Annotated in this window: 19 protein-coding genes and 1 pseudogene; 11 read left to right on the top strand and 9 right to left on the bottom strand. The window is 68.3% G+C overall.

What is annotated here, in order from left to right; genetic code table 11:
- Positions 1 to 41: 41 nt before the first annotated feature.
- From fadD3 to VE759_RS11360, 5 genes are read left to right on the top strand one after another with little or no spacing between them, the layout of a single operon-like run.
- Positions 42 to 1,586, top strand: coding sequence for a 3-((3aS,4S,7aS)-7a-methyl-1,5-dioxo-octahydro-1H-inden-4-yl)propanoate--CoA ligase FadD3 (fadD3, locus tag VE759_RS11380; RefSeq protein ID WP_324931911.1), 1,545 nt, complete (start codon positions 42 to 44; stop codon positions 1,584 to 1,586).
- On the top strand, positions 1,587 to 2,720 hold the full coding sequence (locus tag VE759_RS11375) for an acyl-CoA dehydrogenase family protein (RefSeq protein WP_324931908.1): 1,134 nt from the start codon (positions 1,587 to 1,589) through the stop codon (positions 2,718 to 2,720).
- Complete coding sequence (locus VE759_RS11370) at positions 2,717 to 3,670, top strand: acyl-CoA dehydrogenase family protein (protein ID WP_324931905.1); 954 nt, start codon at positions 2,717 to 2,719, stop codon at positions 3,668 to 3,670. Before VE759_RS11375 ends, VE759_RS11370 begins: the two co-directional genes overlap by 4 nt.
- An 8-nt stretch (positions 3,671 to 3,678) precedes the next feature.
- Positions 3,679 to 4,632, top strand: a complete 954-nt coding sequence (locus VE759_RS11365; RefSeq protein ID WP_324931902.1) for an acyl-CoA dehydrogenase family protein — start codon at positions 3,679 to 3,681, stop codon at positions 4,630 to 4,632.
- Positions 4,629 to 5,792, top strand: a complete 1,164-nt coding sequence (locus tag VE759_RS11360; protein WP_324931899.1) for a pyridoxal phosphate-dependent aminotransferase — start codon at positions 4,629 to 4,631, stop codon at positions 5,790 to 5,792. Before VE759_RS11365 ends, VE759_RS11360 begins: the two co-directional genes overlap by 4 nt.
- Positions 5,793 to 5,822: 30 nt before the next feature.
- Here the strand turns inward: VE759_RS11360 and hsaB are convergent, their stop codons facing one another.
- The 4 genes from hsaB to hsaA are packed head-to-tail and all read right to left on the bottom strand — an operon-like array spanning position 5,823 to position 9,368.
- Positions 5,823 to 6,389: a 3-hydroxy-9,10-secoandrosta-1,3,5(10)-triene-9,17-dione monooxygenase reductase subunit gene (gene hsaB, locus VE759_RS11355; protein WP_324931896.1), complete on the bottom strand. Its 567-nt coding sequence runs from the start codon at positions 6,387 to 6,389 to the stop codon at positions 5,823 to 5,825.
- Complete coding sequence (hsaC, locus tag VE759_RS11350; protein WP_324931893.1) at positions 6,386 to 7,306, bottom strand: iron-dependent extradiol dioxygenase HsaC; 921 nt, start codon at positions 7,304 to 7,306, stop codon at positions 6,386 to 6,388. Before hsaC ends, hsaB begins: the two co-directional genes overlap by 4 nt.
- Positions 7,306 to 8,181 carry a 4,5:9,10-diseco-3-hydroxy-5,9,17-trioxoandrosta-1(10),2-diene-4-oate hydrolase gene (gene hsaD, locus VE759_RS11345; protein ID WP_324931890.1) on the bottom strand — a complete coding sequence of 292 codons (876 nt, stop codon included), beginning with the start codon at positions 8,179 to 8,181 and terminating at the stop codon, positions 7,306 to 7,308. The genes hsaC and hsaD overlap by 1 nt, the downstream gene beginning before the upstream one ends.
- A 2-nt stretch (positions 8,182 to 8,183) precedes the next feature.
- A complete protein-coding gene (hsaA, locus tag VE759_RS11340) occupies positions 8,184 to 9,368 on the bottom strand; it encodes a 3-hydroxy-9,10-secoandrosta-1,3,5(10)-triene-9,17-dione monooxygenase oxygenase subunit (protein ID WP_324931887.1) in 1,185 nt (394 codons plus the stop codon).
- 138 nt (positions 9,369 to 9,506) lie between these two features.
- On the opposite strand from hsaA, the gene VE759_RS11335 reads away from it, so the two are divergent.
- A complete protein-coding gene (locus VE759_RS11335; protein WP_324931884.1) occupies positions 9,507 to 10,556 on the top strand; it encodes a ferredoxin--NADP reductase in 1,050 nt (349 codons plus the stop codon).
- A 38-nt stretch (positions 10,557 to 10,594) separates the two neighbouring features.
- Positions 10,595 to 11,128 carry a hypothetical protein gene (locus VE759_RS11330; RefSeq protein WP_324931881.1) on the top strand — a complete coding sequence of 178 codons (534 nt, stop codon included), beginning with the start codon at positions 10,595 to 10,597 and terminating at the stop codon, positions 11,126 to 11,128.
- 88 nt (positions 11,129 to 11,216) lie between these two features.
- Here VE759_RS11330 and VE759_RS11325 read toward each other — a convergent pair whose 3' ends face one another.
- On the bottom strand, positions 11,217 to 13,361 hold the full coding sequence (locus VE759_RS11325; protein WP_414687889.1) for an acyl-CoA dehydrogenase family protein: 2,145 nt from the start codon (positions 13,359 to 13,361) through the stop codon (positions 11,217 to 11,219).
- Positions 13,362 to 13,618: 257 nt separating this feature from the next.
- On the opposite strand from VE759_RS11325, the gene kstR reads away from it, so the two are divergent.
- Both kstR and otsB read left to right on the top strand, forming a co-directional pair.
- Positions 13,619 to 14,224, top strand: a complete 606-nt coding sequence (gene kstR, locus VE759_RS11320; protein ID WP_324931875.1) for a cholesterol catabolism transcriptional regulator KstR — start codon at positions 13,619 to 13,621, stop codon at positions 14,222 to 14,224.
- 35 nt (positions 14,225 to 14,259) lie between these two features.
- Positions 14,260 to 16,803, top strand: coding sequence for a trehalose-phosphatase (gene otsB, locus VE759_RS11315; protein ID WP_324931872.1), 2,544 nt, complete (start codon positions 14,260 to 14,262; stop codon positions 16,801 to 16,803).
- On the opposite strand, the gene VE759_RS11310 is transcribed toward otsB, so the two are convergent.
- Both VE759_RS11310 and VE759_RS11305 read right to left on the bottom strand, forming a co-directional pair.
- Positions 16,800 to 17,894 (bottom strand): LacI family DNA-binding transcriptional regulator, encoded by a 1,095-nt coding sequence (locus tag VE759_RS11310; RefSeq protein WP_324931869.1) that lies wholly within the window; start codon positions 17,892 to 17,894, stop codon positions 16,800 to 16,802. The two genes, otsB and VE759_RS11310, sit on opposite strands and share 4 nt — an antisense overlap.
- A gap of 11 nt (positions 17,895 to 17,905) precedes the next feature.
- Positions 17,906 to 18,769 (bottom strand): sulfurtransferase, encoded by an 864-nt coding sequence (locus VE759_RS11305; RefSeq protein WP_324931866.1) that lies wholly within the window; start codon positions 18,767 to 18,769, stop codon positions 17,906 to 17,908.
- A 31-nt stretch (positions 18,770 to 18,800) separates the two neighbouring features.
- On the opposite strand from VE759_RS11305, the gene VE759_RS11300 reads away from it, so the two are divergent.
- Positions 18,801 to 19,559 (top strand): 5-oxoprolinase subunit PxpA, encoded by a 759-nt coding sequence (locus tag VE759_RS11300; RefSeq protein ID WP_324931863.1) that lies wholly within the window; start codon positions 18,801 to 18,803, stop codon positions 19,557 to 19,559.
- A gap of 33 nt (positions 19,560 to 19,592) precedes the next feature.
- On the opposite strand, the gene VE759_RS11295 is transcribed toward VE759_RS11300, so the two are convergent.
- Positions 19,593 to 21,707, bottom strand: coding sequence for a cation-translocating P-type ATPase (locus VE759_RS11295; RefSeq protein ID WP_324931939.1), 2,115 nt, complete (start codon positions 21,705 to 21,707; stop codon positions 19,593 to 19,595).
- Positions 21,708 to 21,752: 45 nt separating this feature from the next.
- A complete protein-coding gene (locus VE759_RS11290) occupies positions 21,753 to 22,037 on the bottom strand; it encodes a DUF1490 family protein (protein WP_324931936.1) in 285 nt (94 codons plus the stop codon).
- A gap of 103 nt (positions 22,038 to 22,140) precedes the next feature.
- On the opposite strand from VE759_RS11290, the pseudogene VE759_RS11285 reads away from it, so the two are divergent.
- Positions 22,141 to 22,542: pseudogene (locus VE759_RS11285) on the top strand (MBL fold metallo-hydrolase); the annotation flags it as partial.

The raw sequence follows: 22,542 nt of genomic DNA, 5'->3' as shown, positions 1-22,542 counted from the left end.
AGGCTAACCTACCAAGCACTTGCTTTGTTAGAGGAGCATCGATGACGAGCGATCCCCGCACCGTGCCCGCGGTGCTGGACCGGATTTCCCGTCAACTTCCCCACCACGATGCGCTGGTCACCGACGACAAGCGCCTGACCTTCAGTCAGCTGCGCGACGAGGTGCGTCGGGCCGCCGCCGCGATGATTGACCTCGGCGTTCGCCGTGGCGATCGGGTCGCGCTCTGGTCGCCGAACAGCTGGCACTGGATGGTGGCCTGCCTGGCCACCCACTGCGCCGGCGCCGCGGTGGTTCCGCTGAACACTCGATATACCGCCGGCGAGGCCACCGACATCCTGGCCCGCACCGGCGCACCGCTGCTGGTGGCGATGGGAGAGTTTCTCGGCGCCGACAAGGTGGCCGACCTCGATCGCGCCGCCCTGCCGGCGCTCCGGCACATCGTCCGGGTGCCTCTCGAAAGGAACGAAACGGCCGACCTGCCATGGGACGACTTCGTTGCGCGCGGCAGCGACACCGACGCGGCCGACGCGCGGGCGGCGGCGGTCCAGCCGGACGATGTCAGCGACATCTTGTTCACGTCGGGCACCACCGGGCGCAGCAAAGGCGTGCTGTGTACGCATCGGCAGTCGCTTCATGGCCCCGCCGCGTGGGCGGCCTGCGGCAAGATCACCAGCGACGACCGGTATCTGTGCATCAATCCGTTCTTCCACAACTTCGGCTACAAGGCCGGGATCCTGGCCTGCCTGCAGACCGGTGCGACGCTGATCCCGCAGTTGACGTTCGACCCCGAGCAGGCGCTGCGGGCGGTGCAGGAGCACCGCATTACCGTGCTGCCAGGGCCGCCGACGATTTATCAAACCCTGCTCGACCATCCCAACCGCGGCGCCTACGACCTGAGTTCACTGCGGTTCGCCGTCACGGGCGCGGCGATCGTGCCGGTGGTGCTCATCGAGCGCATGCAATCCGAGCTCGACATCGACATCGTGCTCACCGCCTATGGCCTGACCGAGGGCGGCGGGTTCGGCACGATGTGCCGGCCGGAAGACGACGCGGTGACCGTGGCCACCACGTGCGGACGACCGATCGCCGACTTTGAACTGCGCATCGACAACCCGGACGACGACGGAGCCGGGGAGGTGCTGCTTCGCGGGCCATGCGTGATGCTCGGCTACCTTGACGACCCGACGGCGACCGCCGAAGCGATCGACGCCGACGGCTGGCTGCACACCGGCGACATCGGCACCCTCGACGAGGCCGGCAATCTGCGCATCACCGACCGGCTCAAGGACATGTACATCTGCGGCGGGTTCAACGTCTATCCGGCCGAGATCGAGCAGGCGCTGAGTCGCCTGGACGGTGTCGCCGACGTCGCGGTGATCGGCGTGCCCGACGGGCGGCTCGGCGAGGTCGGTAAGGCCTTCGTGGTGCGACGGCCGGAGTCGGGCCTCGACGAGCAGACGGTGATTAGTTATGCGCGAAAGCATTTAGCGAACTTCAAGACGCCGCGCTCGGTGGAGTTCGTCGACGTGCTGCCGCGCAATCCAGGCGGCAAAGTGGTCAAACCACTCTTACGAGAAAGCACCTGAATGGACCTGACGCTCGACGACGCTACCTTGGCGCTGCAGGCCGAGGTTCGCGAGTTCCTCGCGGCCAACACCCACTCCTTCCCGACGAAGTCCTATGACACGGCCGAAGGCTTTGCGCAACACCGGCGATGGGATCGCATCCTGTACGACGCCGGGCTGTCGGTGATCACCTGGCCGCAACGCTACGGCGGCCGCGACGCCACGCTGCTGCAGTGGGTGGTGTTCGAGGAGGAGTACTTCCGCGCCGGCGCTCCCGGCAGGGCCAGCGCCAACGGCACTTCCATGCTGGCGCCGACACTGTTCGCGCACGGTACCGAGGAGCAGCTTGACCGCGTCCTGCCCAAGATGGCCAGCGGGGCGGAGATCTGGGCGCAGGCGTGGTCGGAGCCCGAGGCCGGTAGCGACTTGGCTGCACTGAGGTCCACCGCGACGCAGACCGACGGCGGCTGGCTGCTCGCCGGTCAAAAGATCTGGAGCTCACGAGCACCGTTCGGCGACAAAGCCTTTGGGTTGTTCCGCTCCGATCCACAGGCCGAACGCCACCGGGGCCTGACCTACTTCATGTTCGACCTCAGGGCCGAAGGCGTCACTGTTCGTCCGATCGGGCAGCTCGGCGGTGACACCGGCTTCGGCGAGATCTTCCTCGACAACGTGTTCGTGCCCGACAACGACGTGATCGGCGGCGTGCACGACGGCTGGCGGGCAGCGATGAGCACGTCGAGCAACGAGCGGGGCATGTCGTTGCGCAGCCCGGCGCGCTTCCTCGCACCGGCCGAACGCCTGGTCCAGGCATGGAAAACCAACCGGGACGCCGCCATCGCCGACCGGGTGGCCGACGCGTGGATCAGGGCGCAGGCCTACCGGCTGCACACCTTCGGCACGGTAACCCGGCTCGCCGAGGGCGGTGAGCTGGGCGCGGAGTCGTCGGTGACCAAGGTGTTCTGGTCGGACCTCGATGTGGCCATCCATCAGACGGCGCTGGACATTGGCCGCGCAGATGCCGAACTCGCCAACCACTGGACCGACGGGCTGCTGTTCGCATTGGGCGGCCCAATATACGCGGGAACCAACGAGATCCAACGCAACATCATCGCCGAGCGGCTACTCGGCCTGCCCCGGGACAAGGCGAAATGAGGTTCGCGCTGGACGCGCAGCAGCGCGATTTCGCCGCCAGCATCGACGCGGCGCTCGGTGCCGCCGACGTGCCATCGGCGGTGCGGGCATGGGCAGCCGGCGACAGCGCGCCCGGCCGTAAGGTGTGGGCGACGCTGGCCGACCTCGGCGTCACCGCGCTCGCGGTAGCGGAGCGATTCGGCGGGCTTGACGCCCACCCGGTGGACCTGGTCGTCGCGCTGGAGCGACTCGGGAGATGGTGCGTGCCGGGACCCGTCGCCGAGTCCATCGCGGTGGCTCCGGTGCTGCTGAAAGACGATGAACGCTCCGAGGCGCTGGCCGGCGGGGGGCTGGTCGCCACCGCGGCGATGCCGCCGGACATGCCGCGTGCCGTCGACGCCGATGCCGCCGGGCTGGTGCTGCTGGCCCGCGAAGGGTCCGTCAGCGAAGCGACGGCCGGACAGCCGCACGCGTCGGTGGATCCGAGCCGGACGCTGTTCGACGTGACGGCGACCGGTGAAAGCTGGGCCGCTGATGCGCAGCGCGCCTACCAGTTCGGTGCGCTGGCCACCGCCGCGCAACTGGTCGGCGCGGGTCAGGCGCTGCTCGATGCATCGGTGGAATATGCCAAGCAGCGCAACCAGTTTGGTCGTCCGATCGGGTCATATCAGGCGATCAAGCACAAACTCGCCGACGTGCACATCGCGGTGGACCTGGCCCGCCCGCTGGTCTACGGGGCGGCGTTGTCGCTGGCGGACGACTCGCCCGACATCGCCCGAGACGTCAGCGCGGCGAAGGCCGCCGCGAGCGAGGCCGCGCTGCTGGCGGCCCGGTCGGGGTTGCAAACCCACGGCGCAATCGGTTTCACCGCCGAATACGATCTGTCGCTGTGGTTGCTGCGCGTGCAGGCGCTGTATTCGGCGTGGGGCGATCCGGTCGCGCACCGGCGCCGAGTCTTAGCGGCACTGTGAGTAGCACCATGAGTGACGAACGAAAACTGCTGGCCGAGACGGTGCGGGCGCTAGTCGCCAAGCATGCCGGCCCCGCCGCGGTGCGCGAGGCGATGGAGTCGGCCGCCGGATACGACGAGTCGCTGTGGAAGCTACTCTGCGACCAAGTCGGCGCGGCCGCGCTGGTGGTGCCCGAGCAACTCGGCGGCGCGGGCGGTGAATTCGCCGACGCCGCAACCGTTCTGGAGGAGCTCGGCCGAGGCCTGGTGCCGACGCCGCTGCTGGGTACCACGCTGGCGGAGCTGGCGTTGCTGGCCGCGGACGAACCCGACGCCGACGCCTTGGGTCGGCTCGCGGAGGGCACGTCCATCGGTGCGGTGGTGTTCGATCCCGGCTACGTGGTCAACGGAGACATCGCGGATGTCGTCGTCGCGGTCGAGGGCGATCGGCTGGTGCACTGGACGAAGGTCACCGCGGAGCGCGTCGGCACCATGGATCCCACCCGTCGGCTCGCCCGCGTCGCGGCGCAGCGGACCGAGCCACTGGCGGCCGATCCCGGCCTCGCCGACCGCGCGGCGCTCCTGCTGGCCGCCGAACAGGTGGGTGCGGCCGGTCGATGCCTGGAACTGACGGTCGACTACGCCAAGAGCCGGGTGCAGTTCGGCAGGCCGATCGGCAGCTTCCAAGCACTCAAGCACCGGATGGCGGACCTGTATGTCGCGGTCCAGTCCGCCCGGGCGCTGGTATGGGACGCGATCGCCGACCCGAACCCGACAACGGCCGCGCTGGCGCGGGTCGCCGCCACCGAGGCGTTCTCCGCGGTGGCCGCCGAGGGCATCCAGATCCACGGCGGCATCGCGATCACCTGGGAACACGACATGCAGCTGTACTTCAAACGCGCGCACGGCAGCGCACAGCTGCTGGGCCCGCCGCGCGATCACCTTCGCCGGCTGGAAGACGAAGTGTTGAATAACAACGCGTGAGCGATCGGGTAGCGCTGCGCGCGGGAGTCCCGCCCTTTTACGTGATGGACGTCTGGCTCGCGGCCGCGGAGCGTCAGCGCAGCCACGGCGATCTGGTGAACCTGTCGGCCGGCCAACCGGGCGCCGGAGCGCCCGCACCGGTGCGCGCGGCCGCCAAGACGGCCCTCGACAGCACCTCGTTGGGCTACACCGTTGCGCTCGGCATTCCCGAGCTGCGCTCGGCAATCGCAACAACCTACATGAGCCGCCACGGCGTGGCCGTCGAGCCGGACGACGTGGTCATCACCACCGGCTCGTCGGGTGGATTTCTGCTCGCGTTCCTCGCCTGCTTTGACGTCGGCGACCGTGTCGTGGTCACCAGTCCCGGATATCCCTGCTACCGCAATATCCTTACCGCACTGGGCTGCCAGGTCGTCGACGTACCCTGCGGTCCCGAGACACGCTTCCAGCCGACCGCCCAGATGCTCGCCGCGCTCGACCCGCCGCCACGGGGAGTCGTCGTCGCGAGCCCGGCGAACCCGACCGGAACCGTGATCCCGCCCGCCGAGCTCACCGCGATCGCGTCCTGGTGCGCCGACACCGGGGTCCAGTTGATCAGCGATGAGGTGTACCACGGGCTGGTCTATCCGGGCGCACCGGCCACCAGTTGTGCGTGGGAAACGTCGCGGGAAGCGGTGGTTGTCAACAGCTTCTCGAAGTACTTCGCCATGACCGGGTGGCGGCTGGGTTGGCTGCTGGTGCCGCCGGTGCTGCGCCGCGCGGTCGACTGCCTGACCGGAAACTTCACGATCTGCCCGCCCGCCCTGTCTCAGTTCGCCGCCGTCGCGGCGTTCACGCCCGAGTCGATCGCCGAGGCCGACGGCCACCTCCACTATTACGCCGGGAACCGGGAGTTGCTGCTCACCGGCCTACCCGAGATCGGGATCGGCCGGCTGGCGCCCACTGACGGCGCGTTCTACGTGTATGCCGACGTGTCCGACTTCACCACGGACTCACTGTCATTCTGCTCAAAGCTGTTGGCCGACACCGGCGTTGCGATCGCGCCCGGCATCGACTTCGATACCCTGCGCGGTGGTTCCTACGTACGGCTGTCGTTCGCCGGCCCGAGGTCGGATATCGAGGAGGCGCTGCGCCGCATCGGACGCTGGCTGCGCAAGTAATGGCTTCGGACGCGAAGGTCCTGAATGCGACTACAGCCAGGTGTCGGGCGTGGTGGCGGTCAAAAACGCCTCTAGGTCGTCGCGCCACTGCGCCGGCGTGGTCTTGTCCGGCTCGATGCCGGTGTACTGGCCGCGGTAGAACAGCAGCGGCCTCGGCTTGACCTTCGGCACCTCCGAAAGTGACTCCACCGCGCCAAACACCACGTAGTGGTCGCCGCCGTCGTGCACCGCGGTGACCGTGCAGTCGATGTGCGCCAGCGAGCCGAGGATGACCGGCGAGCCCAACGGCGAAAGCTCCCAATCGATTCCGCCGAACTTGTCGGCTTCTTTCGACCCGAACCGTGCCGAAACGTCCCGCTGCTTCTCGGTCAGCACGTTGACGCAGAACTTTCCGCTGGCCGCGATCGCCTGCCATGACCTCGACACCTTCGTCGGGCAGAACAGCACCAGTGGCGGTTCCAATGACAAGGCGGCGAACGACTGGCACGCGAACCCCACCGGAGCGTCCTCGTGCACCGTCGTAATGACCGTGATGCCGGTGCAGAACTGGCCAAGCACGCTGCGGAACGTGCGCGGGTCGATCGGCGGCGAGGTCATTGCTGATGACGAGTGCCGACCGAAAAGTCGTGACCCCAAAGGCTTACCGCGGTGCTCTCCCGAGCGATCCAGTCGTGGTCGTCGACCTGGCGGCCCTCACACCCGAATTCGACGTCAAAGCCGCCGGGCGTCTTCATGTAGAACGACAGCATCAAGTCGTTGACGTGCCGGCCCAGCGTTGCGGACATCGGCACCTTGCGGCGCAGCGCCCGGTCCAGGCACAGCCCGACGTCGTCGGACTTCTCCACCTCGACCATCAGGTGCACGATGCCGCTCGGCGTGGGCATCGGCAGGAACGCCAGGCTGTGATGGCGCGGGTTGCAACCGAAGAACCGCAGCCACGCGGGCGGGCCGTCGGCGGGCCGGCCGACCAGCTGCGGCGGCATCCGCATCGAGTCGCGCAGCTTGAACCCGAGCACGTCACGGTAGAAGTGCAGCGCCTCGGCATCGTCGCGGGTCGACAGCACGACATGGCCCAGGCCCTGCTCGCCGGTGACGAACCTGTGCCCGTACGGGCTGACCACGCGACGGTGTTCGAGCGCCGCGCCGTGGAACACCTCCAGGCAGTTGCCCGACGGGTCGGAGAATCGGATCATCTCGTCCACGCGCCGGTCCGCCAGCTCGGCCTGGGTAGCGTCCTTGTACGGCACGCCCTCGACCTCGAGGCGGTCCCTGATCTCCTGCAGCCCTTCGGCGTTCGCGCATTCCCAGCCGGTTTCACGCAGCCGGTCATGTTGGCCCGGCACGATAACCAACCGGGCCGGAAAGTCGTCCATCCGCAGGTACAACGCACCTTCTGGGCTGGCCGGGCCGCTGCCGTGACCCTCGACCATGCCGAGCACCTTGAGCCCGTACTCACGCCAGGCGGGCATGTCGGTGGCCTCGATGCGCAGATAGCCCAGCGATCGAATACCCATCACGCACCTCCCAGGAAATCGATGGTGAGCTTGTTGAATTCGTCGAACTTCTCCAGCTGCGCCCAGTGGCCGCACTGACCGAATACGTGCAGCTGCGCCCGCGGGATCGTCTTGAGCGCCACCAGCGCGCCGTCGAGCGGATTGACCCGGTCCTCGCGGCCCCAGATCAGCAGTACCCGCTGCCGCAGCTGGTACGCCTCGCGCCACATCATGCCGAGCTCGAAGTCGGCGCCGGAGAACGACTTCCCCATCGCCCGGGTCGCGGCCAGCGACTCCGGCGTGCTCGCCAGCGCGAAGCGCTCGTCGACGAGTTCGGGTGTGATCAGCTTCTGGTCGAACACCATGATCCGCAGGAACGACTCGAGGTTCTCCCGCGTGGGCTGGAACGAGAACTTCGTCAGCAGCTTGACGCCCTCGGTTGGGTCCGGCGAAAACAGGTTCACGCTGAGCCCGCCGGGACCCATCAGCACCAGCCGCCCCGCCCGGGCGGGGTTGTCGAGCGCGAACCGCACCGCGGTGCCGCCGCCCAGCGAGTTGCCTATCAGCGCCGCCCGGTCCAGGCCGAGCCGATCGAAGAGGCCCGTCAAAGCCGTTGCGCTGTAGGCGTTGTACTGCTCGTGCTCGGTGCGCTTGTCGGAAAGGCCGTAGCCGGGCTGGTCGACCGCCAGCACGTGGAAGTGCTGAGCCAGCACCGCGATATTGCGCGCGAAGTTCGACCAGCTTGATGCGCCCGGCCCGCCGCCGTGCAGCAGCACGATGGTCTGGTCGTGCCCGACCCCGGCCTCGTGGTAGTGCAGCCTCAGCGGCTCCCCGCCGACCGGCACCTCGACGAAGCGCGAGGTTGACTCGAACGTCAGCTCCTCGGTGGCCGTCATCATCACACCATCGTGTCGCCGGGCGGCAGCCCGAACTCGTGGTTTCCAAAGATCAGATACGCCCGTTCGGGGTCGTTCGCGGCGTGCACCCGGCCGGCGTGCGCATCGCGCCAGAACCGTTGGATCGGAGCGCTATTGGCCAGCGCGGTGGCACCGGACGCCTCGAACAGCCGGTCAATCGACGCGATGGCGCGGCCGGTGGCGCGCACCTGGTCGCGGCGGGCGCGGGCGCGGAGCTCGAACGGGATCTCCTTGCCGGCCGACAGCAGCGCGTATTCGTCGCCGACGTTGCCGATCAGCTGGCGCCAGGCCGCGTCGATGTCGCTGGCGGCCTCGGCAATGCGAACCTTCGCGAACGGGTCCTCCTTGGCCTTCTCGCCGGCGAATGCGGCACGCACTCGCTTGCCCTGATGCTCGACGTGCGCGTCGTAGGCGCCGAAGGCCATCCCGACGATCGGCGCCGAGATTGTGGTGGGGTGCACGGTCCCCCACGGCATCTTGTAGACCGGCGCGGTGTTGGTCTTCAGCCCACCGGCGGTGTGGTCGTTCATCGACTTGTACGACAGGAACCGGTGCCGCGGCACGAAGACGTCCTTGACCACCAGGGTGTTGCTGCCGGTGCCACGCAGCCCGACGACGTGCCACACGTCGTCGATCTCGTACTGGGTGCGCGGGATCAGGAAGCTGCCGAAGTCCACCGGCCGGCCGTCCTTGATCACCGGTCCGCCGACGAACGTCCACGTGGCGTGGTCGCATCCCGACGACCAGTTCCACGATCCGTTGACCCGGTAGCCGCCGTCGACGACCTCACCCGCACCCATCGGGGCGTACGACGACGAGATCCGCACGTCGGTGTCTTCGCCCCAGACCTCCTCCTGGGCCTTCTGGTCGAACAGCGCCAGATGCCAGTTGTGCACTCCGACGATCGAGCCCACCCAGCCGGTGGACCCGCAGGCGCTGGCCAGCCGACGGGCGGCCTCGTAGAACAGCGTCGGGTCACACTGCAGGCCGCCCCACTGCTCGGGCTGCAGCAACCGGAAGAAGCCGATCTCCTGCAGTTCGCTCACGGTCGCGTCGGGTAGCCGCCGCAGGTCCTCGGTCTCCTGGGCCCGCTGCCGAAACTTGGGCAGCAGATCGTCGATGGCGGCTAAGACGGATTGGGCGTCACGTTGTTGAATGGACGTCACGGCATCCCCTTCGAAGTGTGGCTCAGTCGCAAGATTAGAACACGTTACGATTTAAGTCGAGCCGCCCATTCCTGCAGCAGGTAGACCCGCGGAAGTAGATTTCTGTAACCTGTTCTAGTTGTAGCCGGAAGGAGAGTCGTGACCGACGAGCCGCTCGGCACCCATGTGCTCGAGCTACAGGTCGCCGACGTCGTCGCCGAGACCGACGACGCGCGCTCGCTCGTGTTCAAGGTGCCCGGCGGCCCGCCCGAAAAGCTGCGGTATGCGCCCGGGCAATTCCTGACCCTGCGAATCCCGAGCGACCGCACCGGCTCGGTCGCGCGGTGCTATTCGCTGTGCAGCTCCCCGTTCACCGACGACGCGATGGCCGTCACCGTCAAGCGGACCGACGGCGGCTACGCGTCCAACTGGCTGTGCGACCACGCCCATCCCGGCATGAAGCTGCACGTGTTGGCCCCGTCGGGAGTGTTCGTTCCCCCGACGCTGGACGCCGACTTCCTGCTGTTGGCCGGCGGCAGCGGCATCACGCCGATGATGTCGATCTGCAAGTCAGCCTTATCCGAGGGCGGCGGCAAGATCGTGTTGGTCTATGCCAACCGCGACGAGAACTCCGTAATCTTCGGCGGTCTGCTCCGTGACCTGGCCGCGAAGTACCCGGATCGGCTGACGATCATCCACTGGCTTGAGTCGGTCCAGGGCCTGCCGAGCGTTGCCGCATTGACCGGTCTAGTCGCGCCCTACACCAGCCACGACGCCTACATCTGCGGGCCGGGGCCGTTCATGGACGCCGCCGAGACCGCGCTGGACAACGCCGGTGTGCCGAAGGAGCGGGTGCACATCGAGGTGTTCAAATCGCTGGAGACCGACCCGTTCGCCGCCGTCGTTGTCGAAGCGGACGAATCCGACGAACCCCCGGCCACCGCGATCGTCACACTCGACGGACAACGCCACGAGTTGCGCTGGCCCCGCAACGCCAAGCTTCTCGACCTGCTGCTCGACAAGGGTCTCGATGCGCCGTTCTCGTGCCGAGAGGGTCACTGCGGGGCGTGCGCGGTGCTCAAGAAGAGCGGTGAGATCGAGATGGAGAATAACGATGTCCTCGAACAGTCCGACCTGGACGAGGGCTTGATCCTGGGCTGCCAGTCCCGCCCCCGATCGGATTCCGTCGAAGTCACCTACGACGAATAACGCCCGGGCTACCATTTCGCGCACCGAGGGGAGCTGACATGACGCGGTTGGCCAAGGTCTGCGCGGCGGTGCTGGTCGGCGCCGCACTCGGCGCACCGGCGGTGTCGTCGGCCGCCGCGAACAACGGCGACTCGTCGTTCCCGCTGCCGGACGGCACCAATTTGGAAGTGCACGTCACGCTCAACTGCCCCCTGGCCGACAAACAGTGCTACTACACGGTTCAGGCCCAGCGGCGCGCGGGCGACGACATCGAAGGCTTCCCCGGCGACCTATGGGCCCGCCAGACCACCACGCTGCGATCGTCAAATCGCCTGAACTACTTGGAGACCCAGGTGGTCGCCCAGAACACCCGCGTCTTCAAGGCGGGCGGCAAGCGTGAGATCACCACGATCTATTTCGGCGGTGGCCCGCCGGAGAAGTACTTCATCAGCGGCCAGATCCAGCCGACCAACTTGCAGACCGGTCAGCCGATGCTCGACGCCGACGTCATCGCCTGCGCCGAGATTCAAGTCGTCTACAGCGGCGTGAACATCACGTCGCCGAGCACCTGCTCGCAGACCACGTTCACCTAGCTTCGCGCCGAACGTGACGCTGGCGTCCCACCAGATCCCGAACGCGACGCTGGCGTCACGCTCGGCACAGCTCGAGCGCCGAGCGTCGCTATGCGCGGGGTAACCCCAGCAGCCGCTCGGCCGCCAGCGTCAACAGGATCTGCTCGGTGCCGCCGGCGATCGAAAGGCACCGGTAGTTCAGGAATGTGCTCACCTCGTGGTTTGCGACGATGCCGCCGTCGGCGCTGAAGTCCATCACCGCCTCGGCGGCCGCCTGGCGGTAGCGCACACCGATCAGCTTGCGCACGCTGGACTGCGGACCCGGGTCCTGCCCGCCGACGGCGAGTTGCGCGATCTTCTGATCAAGCACCGCGCCGGTCTGTGCCTCGGCGATCAGCCAACCGATCCGATCCTGTTCCGCCACATCGAGTTCGACCCCGTCGATCAGCTTCAGCAGGGTCTCCATCTCGGCGCCGAGCGCGTTACCGTGCGCCATCGCGACGCGTTCGTTGGCCAGCGTGGTGCGGGCCAACCGCCAACCCTCGCCGGGCTCGCCGACCACCAACTCGTCGGGCACGAATACATCGTCGAGGAAGACCTCGTTGAACAACGCGTTGCCGGTGATGTCGCGCAGCGGACGGATTTCCACTCCTGGCGATTTCATGTCGACCAGAAAGTAGGTGATGCCCTCATGCTTGGGCGCCCGCGGATCGGTGCGGGCCAGGCAGATTCCCCAATCCGCCTTGCGGGCGGCCGAAGTCCACACCTTCTGCCCGTTGAGCACCCAACCGCCCTCTCCGCGAACGGCTTTGGTGCGCAGTGCGGCGAGGTCGGATCCGGCGCCGGGTTCGCTGAACAACTGGCACCAGTGGATCTCCCCGCGCAGGGTCGGTGGAACGAAGCGTTCGATCTGCTCGGGTGTTCCGCGCTCGAGAATCGGCGGCGTCGCCCACCACCCGATCGACAGATCGGGGCGCCGCACCCCCGCGGCGGCCAGCTCCTCGTCGATGATCAGCTGCAGCGCCGGCGACGCGTCGCGTCCATACGGCGGCGGCCAGTGCGGCGCCTGCAGCCCGGCGTCGGCCAGCGCCGCCTGGCGCCCCGACTCGGGCAACTTCGCGATCTCGGCCACCGTCGCCGCGATCTCCGCCCGCTTGTCGGCCTCGGCTCCGACGTCGACACGCAACGTGCGGCGCACTCCCCGCCGGGTCAGCCCCAGCGCGCGGCGCCGCCAGCGGGGCGCGCCGCCCAGCCATTTCTTGATCGCGTACGCGCGTCGCATGTACAGATGCGCGTCGTGTTCCCAGGTGTAGCCGATGCCGCCGAGGACCTGGATGCAGTCCTTGGTGTTGGCCACCGCGGCGTCGATGCCGATCGCCGCGGCGACCGCCGCGGCGATCGACAGTTGATCGTCGTCGGCCACGGCGTGGGCGGCATCGGCCGCGGCGGCGTCGGCCTCCTCGGACCGGCACAGCATGTTCGCGCAGATGTGTTTGACCGCCTGAAAGCTGCCGATCGGCCGGCCGAACTGCTCGCGCACCTTCGCGTACTCGGTCGCGGTGTCCAGCGCCCAGCGCGCGACACCCGCGGCCTCCGCGGCGGCCAACGTTGCGGCCAGGTCTCGCACCCGATCGCCGGGCACCGACAACGCCACCGCGGGGGCCCCGGTCACGCTCACCCGCGCCAGCGGGCGGGAGAAATCGGTGGCCAGCAGCGGTTCGACCGTCACACCCGGGTGTGCGCCGTCGAGCAGCAGCCACGTCCCGTCCGCCGCCGCGACCACGTACTCGTCGGACCCGCCGCCGAGCACCAGCGGCGCGGTGCCGGAGACCCGACCCGAGCCGGCGTCGTACCGCAGGTCGGCGGCCAACGCGACACCGGCGGTGCGCGACCCCGACATCAGCGCCTCCAGTGCACCGTCGGCTTCCTCGCCCGAAGAACTCAACAGCACGGTCGCGAGCGCGGTGGTCATCACCGGGCCGGGCACCAGGCCACGCGCGGCCTCCTCGAGCATCGCGCACAGATCGTCGACGCGGCCGCCGGCGCCGCCGCGCGACTCCGGCACCGCGACTCCGAACAGGCCCAGCTCCGCCAGCCCGTGGTACGGCTTGCGCCACGCGTCGAGGTCACCCTGCTCGACCGCGCGGGTCGCGGCGATCGCACCGGAGCCTGTCCCGGGCCCGGAACCCGAAATCCATGCCCGCACCAGGTCCCGCGCGGCCGACTGCTCTTCGGTGATGGTCGACGACACCATCCCTCCTCGGGTTAGCGGAACACTACGTACCACTCACTAGAACGTGTTCTAATAGAATTCGTACCGATAGTCTAATCGGCGCCCATTACAGCAGCACACGTCCAGTCCCGGACCGCGCGGAGGTGACAAATTGCCGGCCGGCATGCGTATCGTTTTGGGCAGCAACACCAACAGAGGGGGTCGCTCGCCGCATGTCAACGCCAGCGCACGCCAATCAAGGTTCGGCAGCCGAATCCAGCCAGCCACGGGTGCTCACGGTGGCCGCTTTAGCTGAATCGGAATTGGGTTCAGAGGCCCAACGGGAGCGTCGCAAACGGATCCTTGACGCCACACTTGCTATTGCCTCTAAGGGTGGCTACGAGGCCGTCCAGATGCGCGCGGTGGCCGAACGGGCCGACGTCGCGGTAGGCACGCTGTACCGCTACTTCCCGTCCAAGGTGCATTTGCTGGTATCGGCGCTGGGGCGCGAGTTCGAGCGGATCGAGGCCAAGACGGACCGGACGGCGCTGTCGGCCGGTACGCCATACGAGCGGCTGCATCAGATGATCAGCCGGCTGAACCGCGCGATGCAGCGCAACCCGTTGCTCACCGAGGCGATGACGCGGGCTTTCGTGTTCGCCGACGCGTCCGCGGCCGGTGAGGTTGATCACGTCGGCAAGCTGATGGACACCATGTTCGCGCGCGCGATGAGCGACGGCGAGCCCACCGAGGACCAATACCATATTGCCCGCGTGATCTCGGATGTTTGGCTGTCCAACCTGCTCGCGTGGCTGACCCGGCGCGCCTCGGCGACCGACGTAAGCAAGCGACTCGACCTTGCCGTGCGGCTTCTGATTGGCGACGAGGAGCACCCTAAGATCTAAGGGTCGTCCCTCTTCCCGTTCGTCCCGAGGTCTTGGTGAGTGCGCAAGACTTACCGCGCGAGCTGCGGCGCGCACTGACCAGTGTCGCGCGGGTGCCCCGGCTGCTCGTTGCCGCCGATTTCGACGGCACCATCGCACCGATAGTTGATCGCCCCGACGATGCCCGCCCGCTGCCTGAGTCGGCGACGGCGTTGCGCGCGCTGGCCGGGCTGCCGTCGACGACGTCCGCCCTGATCTCCGGCCGGGCACTGCGTGACCTGGCCACGCTGTCGCGGATGCCCGCCGAGGTGCACCTGGTCGGCAGCCACGGCTCGGAGTTCGACGCCGGTTTCGTGCATGCCGTCGACGACGCAGCGAAGGCGCTGTTGCGCACGATCAAGGACGCGTTGTCGGCGATCGCCGCCGAGTACCCGGGCGTGACGATCGAACTCAAGCCTGCCAGCGTCGCGCTGCACGTTCGCAACGCCACACCCGACGACGCACAGACCGCGCTGGAGAAGGCACACAGCGCCGCGCAGTCGTGGGACGCCCAGATCACCGAGGGCAAGGCGGTGCTGGAGTTTGCGGTGATCTCGACCGACAAGGGGCAGGCGCTTGACATCCTGCGGCACCGGGAGGGCGCGTCGGCGGCGGTGTTCATCGGCGATGACGTCACCGACGAGAAGGCGTTCCGCCGGTTGCACGGCCCGGACATCGGCATCAAGGTCGGTCCGGGCGAGACGCTGGCGGACTACCGCGTGGAGTCGCCCGCGCAGGTGGCCGAGGCGTTGGCGTACATCCTCGAGGAGCGCCGTACCTGGCTGCTGGGCGGGTTCGCCACCCCGATCGAGCGGTTGACGATGTTGTCGAACTCCCGCACGGTCGCGTTGCTCACTCCGGAGGCCGACCTGGTGTGGATGTGCCACCCGTACGGCGATTCGGCGGCGGTGTTCTCCCGGCTGCTCGCCGGCGAGGAGGCCGGTCACTTCGCGGTGGGCCCGCAGCGTGATGCGTTGCCGCTGAGCCAGCGCTACGTCGACGGCACGATGACCGTCGAAACCAGCTGGGCCAGCCTGATGGTTACCGACTATCTGTCCCACGATGTCGGCCCGGGCCGCACCGACCTGATCCGGGTGATCAGCGGCGAAGCGAAGGCCGTCGTGACATTCGCGCCCCGACCCGAATTCGCGCAGGCGCCAGTGCGTCTGGAGGTCACCGATGAAGGGATCCAGGTCTTTGCGACCAACGAGCCGATGGTGTTGCGGGCACCGGGCGTGCACTGGGATGTCGTCACCGATGGTATCCATGAGACCGCATATGCGGTGATCGACCCGTCATCCGGTCCCGTGACACTCGAATTACGCTGTGGCACCGAGGATTTGAGTGAGAGTCCGGTGGACGAGGACTCGCGCCGCAGACGGGCCGAGAGTCATTGGCGGTCCTGGGTGGACCGACTCAACCTGCCGTCGCGCAAACCGGGCTTGATGAAGCGGTCGGCGCTGACGCTGCGGGGTTTGGTGCACGCGGACACCGGGGCCATCATGGCCGCGGGTACCACCTCGCTGCCCGAGGAGATCGGCGGCGTGCGCAATTGGGATTACCGGTTCTGCTGGATCCGCGACGCCGCGCTGACCGCGTCGGCGCTGGTATCGCTCGGGTCGACGGCCGAGGCCGAGGGCTACCTGGGCTGGTTACACGCGGTGATCGAAAGGATGCACGGGCCGGAGCGCCTGCAACCGCTGTATACGTTGAAGGGCTTGCAGCTGCCGCCCGAGGCCGTCATCGATTCGCTGCCGGGCTACGCCGGCTCGCGTCCGGTGCGCGTCGGCAACGCCGCCAGTGCGCAGGTGCAGCTGGACGTGTTCGGTCCTGTGGTGCAGCTGATTTGGGACTTGACACATCGCCGCAAACAGCACGGGGCAGCCGACCCGTTGACCGACGCCGATTGGAACCTGATCAGCGACATGGTTTTCGCGGTGGCCAGCCGGTGGGTCGAGCCCGATCACGGCATCTGGGAGATCCGCGGCAATCCGCGCCACCACGTCTACTCGAAGGTGATGTGCTGGGTGACGGTGGACCGCGCGGTGAAGCTGGCCGCGGAGTTCGGCCGGGCCGCACCGCCGGGTTGGGCGACGCTGCGTGACGTGATCTCGGCGCAGGTACGCGACAAGGGCTGGAGCGATGAAGTGCGCTCCTACACGGCGGCATACGACGGCATCGACCTCGACGCGGCGACGCTGCACATCGGGCTGTCGGGCCTGATCGACCCCTCCGACGATCGCTTCGCCGCCACCGTCGTCGCCACTGAAGCCGAATTACGCAGCGGGGCAACCGTATACCGCTACCACCGCGACGATGGGCTGCCAGGCACCGAGGGTGGTTTCCATCTGTGCGCGGCCTGGTTGGTGGAGGCGTACCTGCTGACGGGTCAGCGGTCGCAGGCCGAGGCGCTGTTCGACCGGCTTGTCACCGCGGCCGGTCCGACGGGGCTGCTCTCCGAGGAATTCGATCCGGTCGCCGAGCGCGCGCTTGGCAACCACCCGCAGGCCTACAGCCATCTGGGCCTGCTGCGCTGCGGCCAACTGCTCGGTAGCTCCTAGCCGGGCGGGCCGGCGGTGCGCCCGCGGACGAGTTCGGTGTCCAGTACGTCGTTGACCGGTAGGCCGGTCCGGGGCGGAGTGTGCAGCAACTGCCCGGCACGCCTGCCCTTCTCCGTACTGGGCTGCCTGACCGTTGACAATCCGCGGCGCAGCGCCTCGGGCACGCCGTCGAAGCCGGTCACCGTCATCTGCCCCGGTACATAAATGCCGCGCGCCCGCAAATAGTCCATCGCCGAAAGGGCCAGCACGTCGGCCGTGCACATCAGCGCGGTGATCCGCGGGTCGGCCGCCAGCGCCACCGCGGCCGCCGCGCCGCCGGAGGTCGGCAGGTGCTCGTAGCTTTCGACGACGGTCAGCGACACGGGGTCGATGCCGGCCGCCGTCATAGCTTCGTGGACGCCGTTGATGCGCTCGCGCTGCACGTGATAATGCGGGGACCGCAACCGTTCGGGGCTGACGAGGACGGGCGTATCGGCGACGCGCTCACGGCCCAGCCGCATTGTCAGCAAGCCGATGTCGCGGTGGCCCAGCCCGATGACGTACTCGGCGAGTTCGCGCATGGCGGCGCGGTCCTCGATGTAGACCCCGGACGCGTTCGGCACTTCCTTGGGTTGGTCGACCACGACGATCGGCAGTCGGCGCTGCCGCACCACTTGCAGGTACGGGTCGTCGTCGGCGACCGAGTACACCACGAAGCCGTCCACGCCCGCCGACAGCACCGCGTTGGATCCCTCGGCGAGTGTGCGACCCGGTCCGACCGCCACCAGCAGCAGGCCCTGGCCTGCCTCCTCGCACGATTCGGCAAGGCCGGCAACGAAATCCAGCGCGGCGGGGTCGCTGATCGAATACGTCAGCGGCTCGGTCAGCACCAGCCCGACCGCGCCGGCCTTGCGGGTGCGCAGCGATCGCGCCACCGGGTCGGGGCCGGCATACCCGAGCCGCTGTGCGGTGGCCAGCACCCGTTCGCGCAAATCCGCCGATAACTGGTCGGGCCGGTTGTACGCATTCGAGACGGTGGTGCGCGACACCTTGAGCTCGGCCGCCAATGAGGCCAGGGTTGCCCGTCGCCGCGGCGACGGACTCCTGGCCATGTTTCGTGACGTTAGCGCATCGGTTGGTCCGGCCCACGGGCCACCGGACGCGACGAGTCAGAGCTCCACTCCGACCACGAGCCGGGATACAGCGCGGCGTCAACGCCGACGGCGGCAAGCGCCGCGAGCGTCACGGTCGCCGTGATCCCTGATCCGCAATAGACGCCGATATCCCCGGCGCCCTTCACCCCTCGCTCATCGAGCATGCGCGTTAGGTCGCGCTCGTTCAGGAACGTGCCATCGTCGGCCAGCACACTGGTGCTCGGGACATTCCGGGCTCCCGGGATGTGACCGGCGACCGGGTCGACGGTTTCGACGTCGCCACGGAAGCGTTCGGGTGCGCGCGCATCGAGCAACGTGCCCACGGCGGCCGCTTCAGCGGCCGTCAAAGTGGCGCGGGCTCCGCCATACAGATCAGCATTCCCGATCGTCACGTCACCGGGCGCGGGCGTGACCGTCCCCGCCTCGACGGCACCACCGGCAGCAAGCCATGCACCCAGCCCTCCGTCGAGAATGCGCACGTCGGGCAGTCCCGCAGCGGTCAGCACCCACCAGGCGCGCGCCGAACCGGCTCGGTTCCAGTCGTCGTAGACCACCACCGGCACACCCCGGCGGACGCCCCACCGTCGAGCGGCCGCATCGACACTTCGTCCGGACGGCAATGGATGGCGCCCGCGCCCGTCGACGGTGTGATCGGCGAGCTCATCCTCGAGCGAGACGTACACCGCGCCCGGTATGTGGCGCTCCCGGTAGGCGGCCCGCCCGTCGGGCTCGGTCAGCTGCCAGCGCACGTCGAGAATCGTGACCGGCTCGCCGGCGTCTAGCCGCCGCGCCAGCTCCGTTGCAGTGACGAGCACATCGCCGCGTGTGACCATACATCGATTGTGACGGCTTAGGCTTGCGGTCGTGGCGGCCGTCGACCTGAACGCCGATCTTGGGGAAAGCTTCGCGGTGTGGCGCCTCGGCGACGACGAGGCGATGCTGCAGATCGTCACCAGCGCGAATGTCGCCTGCGGTTTTCATGCCGGCGATCCGGCCACCCTTCTGCGCACCTGCCGGGCGGCCGCCGAGCGCGAGGTTCGGATCGGCGCCCAGGTGAGCTACCGCGACCTAGCCGGGTTCGGCCGCCGCTACATCGACGTCACCCCCGAGGACCTGACCGCCGACGTGATGTATCAGATCGGCGCCCTGCAGGCGCTCGCGCACGTCGCCGGCTCGGCCGTGTGCTACGTGAAACCCCATGGCGCGCTGTATAACACAATTGTCAACGACCGCGGACAGGCTAGCGCCGTGGCCGAGGCGGTGCACGCGGTGGACGCCGGGTTGCCCGTGCTGGGACTGGCGGGCTCGGTGTTCTTCGAAGAGGCCGCCGCACTGGGTTTGCGCACCGTTCCCGAAGCGTTCGCCGATCGCGCGTATCGCCCGGATGGGCAGTTGGTGTCGCGGCGCGAGCGCAACGCGGTGCTGCACGATATCGCCGAGATCGCCGATCGGGTGTCATCGATGGTCAACGCGGGGCGCGTCGTGGCCGTCGACGGATCGACGATACCGATCAGCGTGGAATCGGTGTGCGTTCATGGTGATTCGCCCGGCGCGGTGCAGATCGCCACCGCGGTACGTGAGCGCCTGGTGGCCGACGGCGTGAAGCTGGCGCCGTTTGTGTAGCGTTGCCCAGCGGCCGGGCGTCGGCGGATGCGGTTACCGGCGCGCTCCAGTCGCGAGCTGATAGCCGATCAACCTCGAACTGTTCGCGACAACCGCCACCGAAGAAGCATTGTGCAGGACGGCGGCCAGCACGGGCGACAGCCCGCCGCCCGCCGCGAACAGCAGCCCGAACGCGTTGACCGCGATCGACATCGCGTAGTTCTGCTGGATCACGTCCACGGCGCGCCCGCCAAGGGCGCGCACGTCAAGCAGGCGACGCAGGTCGTCGCTGGCCAGCGCGACATCCGCGGTCTCCACGGCAACATCGGTGCCACCGAGTCCCATTGCGATGCCGATGTCGGCGGCCGCGAGCGCGGGCGCGTCGTTTACTCCGTCGCCGACCATCGCGACGGTATGCCCCTCCTGTTGCAACGCGTGCACCACGTCCAGCTTCTCCTCGGGTAGCACCTCGGCCCGCCATTCGGTGATGCCGAGTTCGTCGGCGACCGCGCGCGCCGTGTCCGGATGGTCGCCGGTCAGCATCACCACGCGCCGCACCCCGTTGGCCCGCAACTCCTTGAGCACCGCCACCGATTCGGGCCTCAGCTCGTCGCGCAGGCTGATCAGTCCGACGAGCGTGCCGTCCACGGCCAGCAGCAGCGGCGTCTCGGCTTGCTGCTGAAGCCGGTGCACCCATTCGGCCGCCTTAGTCGTGACCTGGACGTTCTCCTGGAGCAGCAGTGACGGGCGGCCCAGCAGCAACGTGCGCCCGTCAGCCCAGGTCCGCATGCCAAGCCCGACGAGGACCTCGCATTCCTCGTGCGGCGGAATCGCGATGTGACGTTCCTCGGTGGACCGGATAACCGCCTCGGCGAGCGGGTGCCGTGAGTGGATCTCCGAACTGGCCGCGTAGGCCAACACCCGCTCGGGCTGCCAATCCTGTTGGAAGGATACGATATTCGTAACCACGGGCCTGCCAACGGTGAGCGTGCCGGTCTTGTCGAACACCACGGCGTCCACGCGCCCGGCCTCTTCGAGGTGGGATCCGCCCTTGATGAGGATGCCACGGCGCGCGCCGTTGCCGATCGCCGCGCTGATCGCCGTCGGTGTGGCCAGGCCGACCGCGCAGGGGCAGGCGACCAGCAGCATCGTCATCGCGCGGCGCACGTCGCCAGTGAGCACAAGCGTCACGGCGGACAACAGAAACGAAGCGGGCACGAACCGCCGGGAGAAGTTCTCCCCGACGGTCTGGATCGGTGCACGATGCTGTTGCGCTTCCTCGACCCTCGCGACAATGCGCCCGATGGTGGTCTCGCGGCCCACGGCGCGGGCGTGCACCACAACGTGTCCGCGGATGACCACGGATCCCGCATGCACGGACGTGCCGGGAGTGACACTCACCGGCAAGGTCTCGCCCGTGATCGCGGATTGGTCGATGATCGCCTCACCGTCGACAACGTCGCCGTCCACGGGAATTGCGACCTGCTCGTGCACCACGACATCGTCACCGATGCCCAATGAATTGGCCGCCACCTGCACCTCGGCGCCGTCGGGCAGCCGAATCCACGCGGTGTGCTGCTGACCTTGCAGCAAGTTGGTAATGGCCCGCCGCGTCCGGCGCAATGTCAGATCCTGGAGGTATTCACCGATGTTGAGCAGCCAGAGCACCGTGAGCGCGACCACGTTCTCGCGCAGCACCAGGCTTGCCACGGTCGCGGCCGACACCAGAAAGTCGGTGCCCGCGGGTTTCCCGCCCCGCAGCGACCGCAGCGCGCCGCGCAGGAACGGATAGCCCGTTACGATTGTCGCCCCGGTGGCGAAGAGCCGGCTGGTCGGTCCGAGCAGCGGAGGCCGCGCGAACCCATAGCGTCGTATTCCCAGCAACGCCAAGGCTATCGCCCCGATCGCCATCCGAATCACGTCGGCGTTGCGAACATCGGCCGACCGCGGCGTTCGGGCCGGCACCAACGCGGTCGAGGTCTCCATCGCGATGGAGATTGCCGAAAGCACCGCGGCGGTGTCGCATCGTCGCGGCGAATACCACACCACCACAGATGCGGTGCGCGGGTAAGCGTGCACGGTGCGCACACCGGGAACCTTGTCGACGGCGTCTTCGATCGCGACCGCTCGGACGGCGTCGGAGCGACACCACGGTACGCGTAACCGCATTCGCCCGGCGGCGTCGGACAGCACGGTGGGCTCGGCCACAGGCGGTCAGAGATCGTGGGAATGTTCGGGTTCACCGACCGCCGGCGGCGGAACCTCCTCGCCGATGCGCTCACGCGCCTCGGCCATTACATCGGCGATCTTCAGCCGCGCGGTCTCGGCACCCTCCTCGGCCCTTCGGGCACCGCGCAGCGCCCAGGTGGCCGCGGTCACCGAGGCTTCGTGCGCCGGAAGCTTCTTCACGGCCCTGCGTAATGCGTCGTAGGCGGCGACCCCGACGACACCGGTGGCCACAGTCGTCGCCGCCTTGGCCAATACCCCGTGCAGCATCATCGGAACCCCTTCCAGCATGTCGATCTTCGGCAAATCTATTCCATACCTGACCATGTCCGCCGTTGATATAGGCGCTGATATAGGCCGCTCGTAGTGTGGACGCATGCGCCTGAAGCTCGGCCGTCCCGACCTGCGCGACTACGCTGACCGGTTCGACGTGCCCGCGGCCGGCCCCGAATCGACGCCGACTGTGACATGGCTGGGCGTCGCGACCCTGCTGGTCGACGACGGCAGGTCGGCGCTGATGACCGACGGCTTCTTCTCCCGGCCGAGCCTGTCGACCGTCGCACTGCGCCGCATCGCGCCCGCGGCGTCCCGCATCGATGCCGCCCTTGCCCGGGTTGGCGTGCGGCGACTGGAAGCCGTCATGCCGGTACACACGCACTACGACCACGCGCTTGACTCCGCGGCGGTCGCCGAACGCACCGGCGCCCAGCTCGTCGGCGGCGAGTCGACCGCGTTTGTCGGCCGCGGCCACGGCCTTCCCGATGACCGCATCGTGGTC

It is taken from the genome of Mycobacterium sp. (assembly GCF_035640695.1).
Lineage (GTDB): Bacteria > Actinomycetota > Actinomycetes > Mycobacteriales > Mycobacteriaceae > Mycobacterium.
Note: the sequence above shows the minus strand (reverse complement) of the source record. Positions and strands in the feature narration are given on the sequence as shown.

Bases quoted from the DNA above. Each gene is read 5' to 3' on its own strand.
- hsaC (WP_324931893.1), bottom strand. From the start codon at position 7,306: ATGGGTATTCGATCGCTGGGCTATCTGCGCATCGAGGCCACCGACATG.
- VE759_RS11330 (WP_324931881.1), top strand. From the start codon at position 10,595: ATGACGCGGTTGGCCAAGGTCTGCGCGGCGGTGCTGGTCGGCGCCGCA.
- hsaD (WP_324931890.1), bottom strand. From the start codon at position 8,181: ATGACGGCCACCGAGGAGCTGACGTTCGAGTCAACCTCGCGCTTCGTC.
- hsaB (WP_324931896.1), bottom strand. From the start codon at position 6,389: ATGACCTCGCCGCCGATCGACCCGCGCACGTTCCGCAGCGTGCTTGGC.
- VE759_RS11305 (WP_324931866.1), bottom strand. From the start codon at position 18,769: ATGGTCACACGCGGCGATGTGCTCGTCACTGCAACGGAGCTGGCGCGG.
- VE759_RS11295 (WP_324931939.1), bottom strand. From the start codon at position 21,707: ATGCGGTTACGCGTACCGTGGTGTCGCTCCGACGCCGTCCGAGCGGTC.
- VE759_RS11325 (WP_414687889.1), bottom strand. From the start codon at position 13,361: ATGGTGTCGTCGACCATCACCGAAGAGCAGTCGGCCGCGCGGGACCTG.
- fadD3 (WP_324931911.1), top strand. From the start codon at position 42: ATGACGAGCGATCCCCGCACCGTGCCCGCGGTGCTGGACCGGATTTCC.
- VE759_RS11290 (WP_324931936.1), bottom strand. From the start codon at position 22,037: ATGATGCTGCACGGGGTATTGGCCAAGGCGGCGACGACTGTGGCCACC.
- VE759_RS11310 (WP_324931869.1), bottom strand. From the start codon at position 17,894: ATGGCCAGGAGTCCGTCGCCGCGGCGACGGGCAACCCTGGCCTCATTG.
- VE759_RS11365 (WP_324931902.1), top strand. From the start codon at position 3,679: ATGAGTGACGAACGAAAACTGCTGGCCGAGACGGTGCGGGCGCTAGTC.
- VE759_RS11370 (WP_324931905.1), top strand. From the start codon at position 2,717: ATGAGGTTCGCGCTGGACGCGCAGCAGCGCGATTTCGCCGCCAGCATC.
- VE759_RS11375 (WP_324931908.1), top strand. From the start codon at position 1,587: ATGGACCTGACGCTCGACGACGCTACCTTGGCGCTGCAGGCCGAGGTT.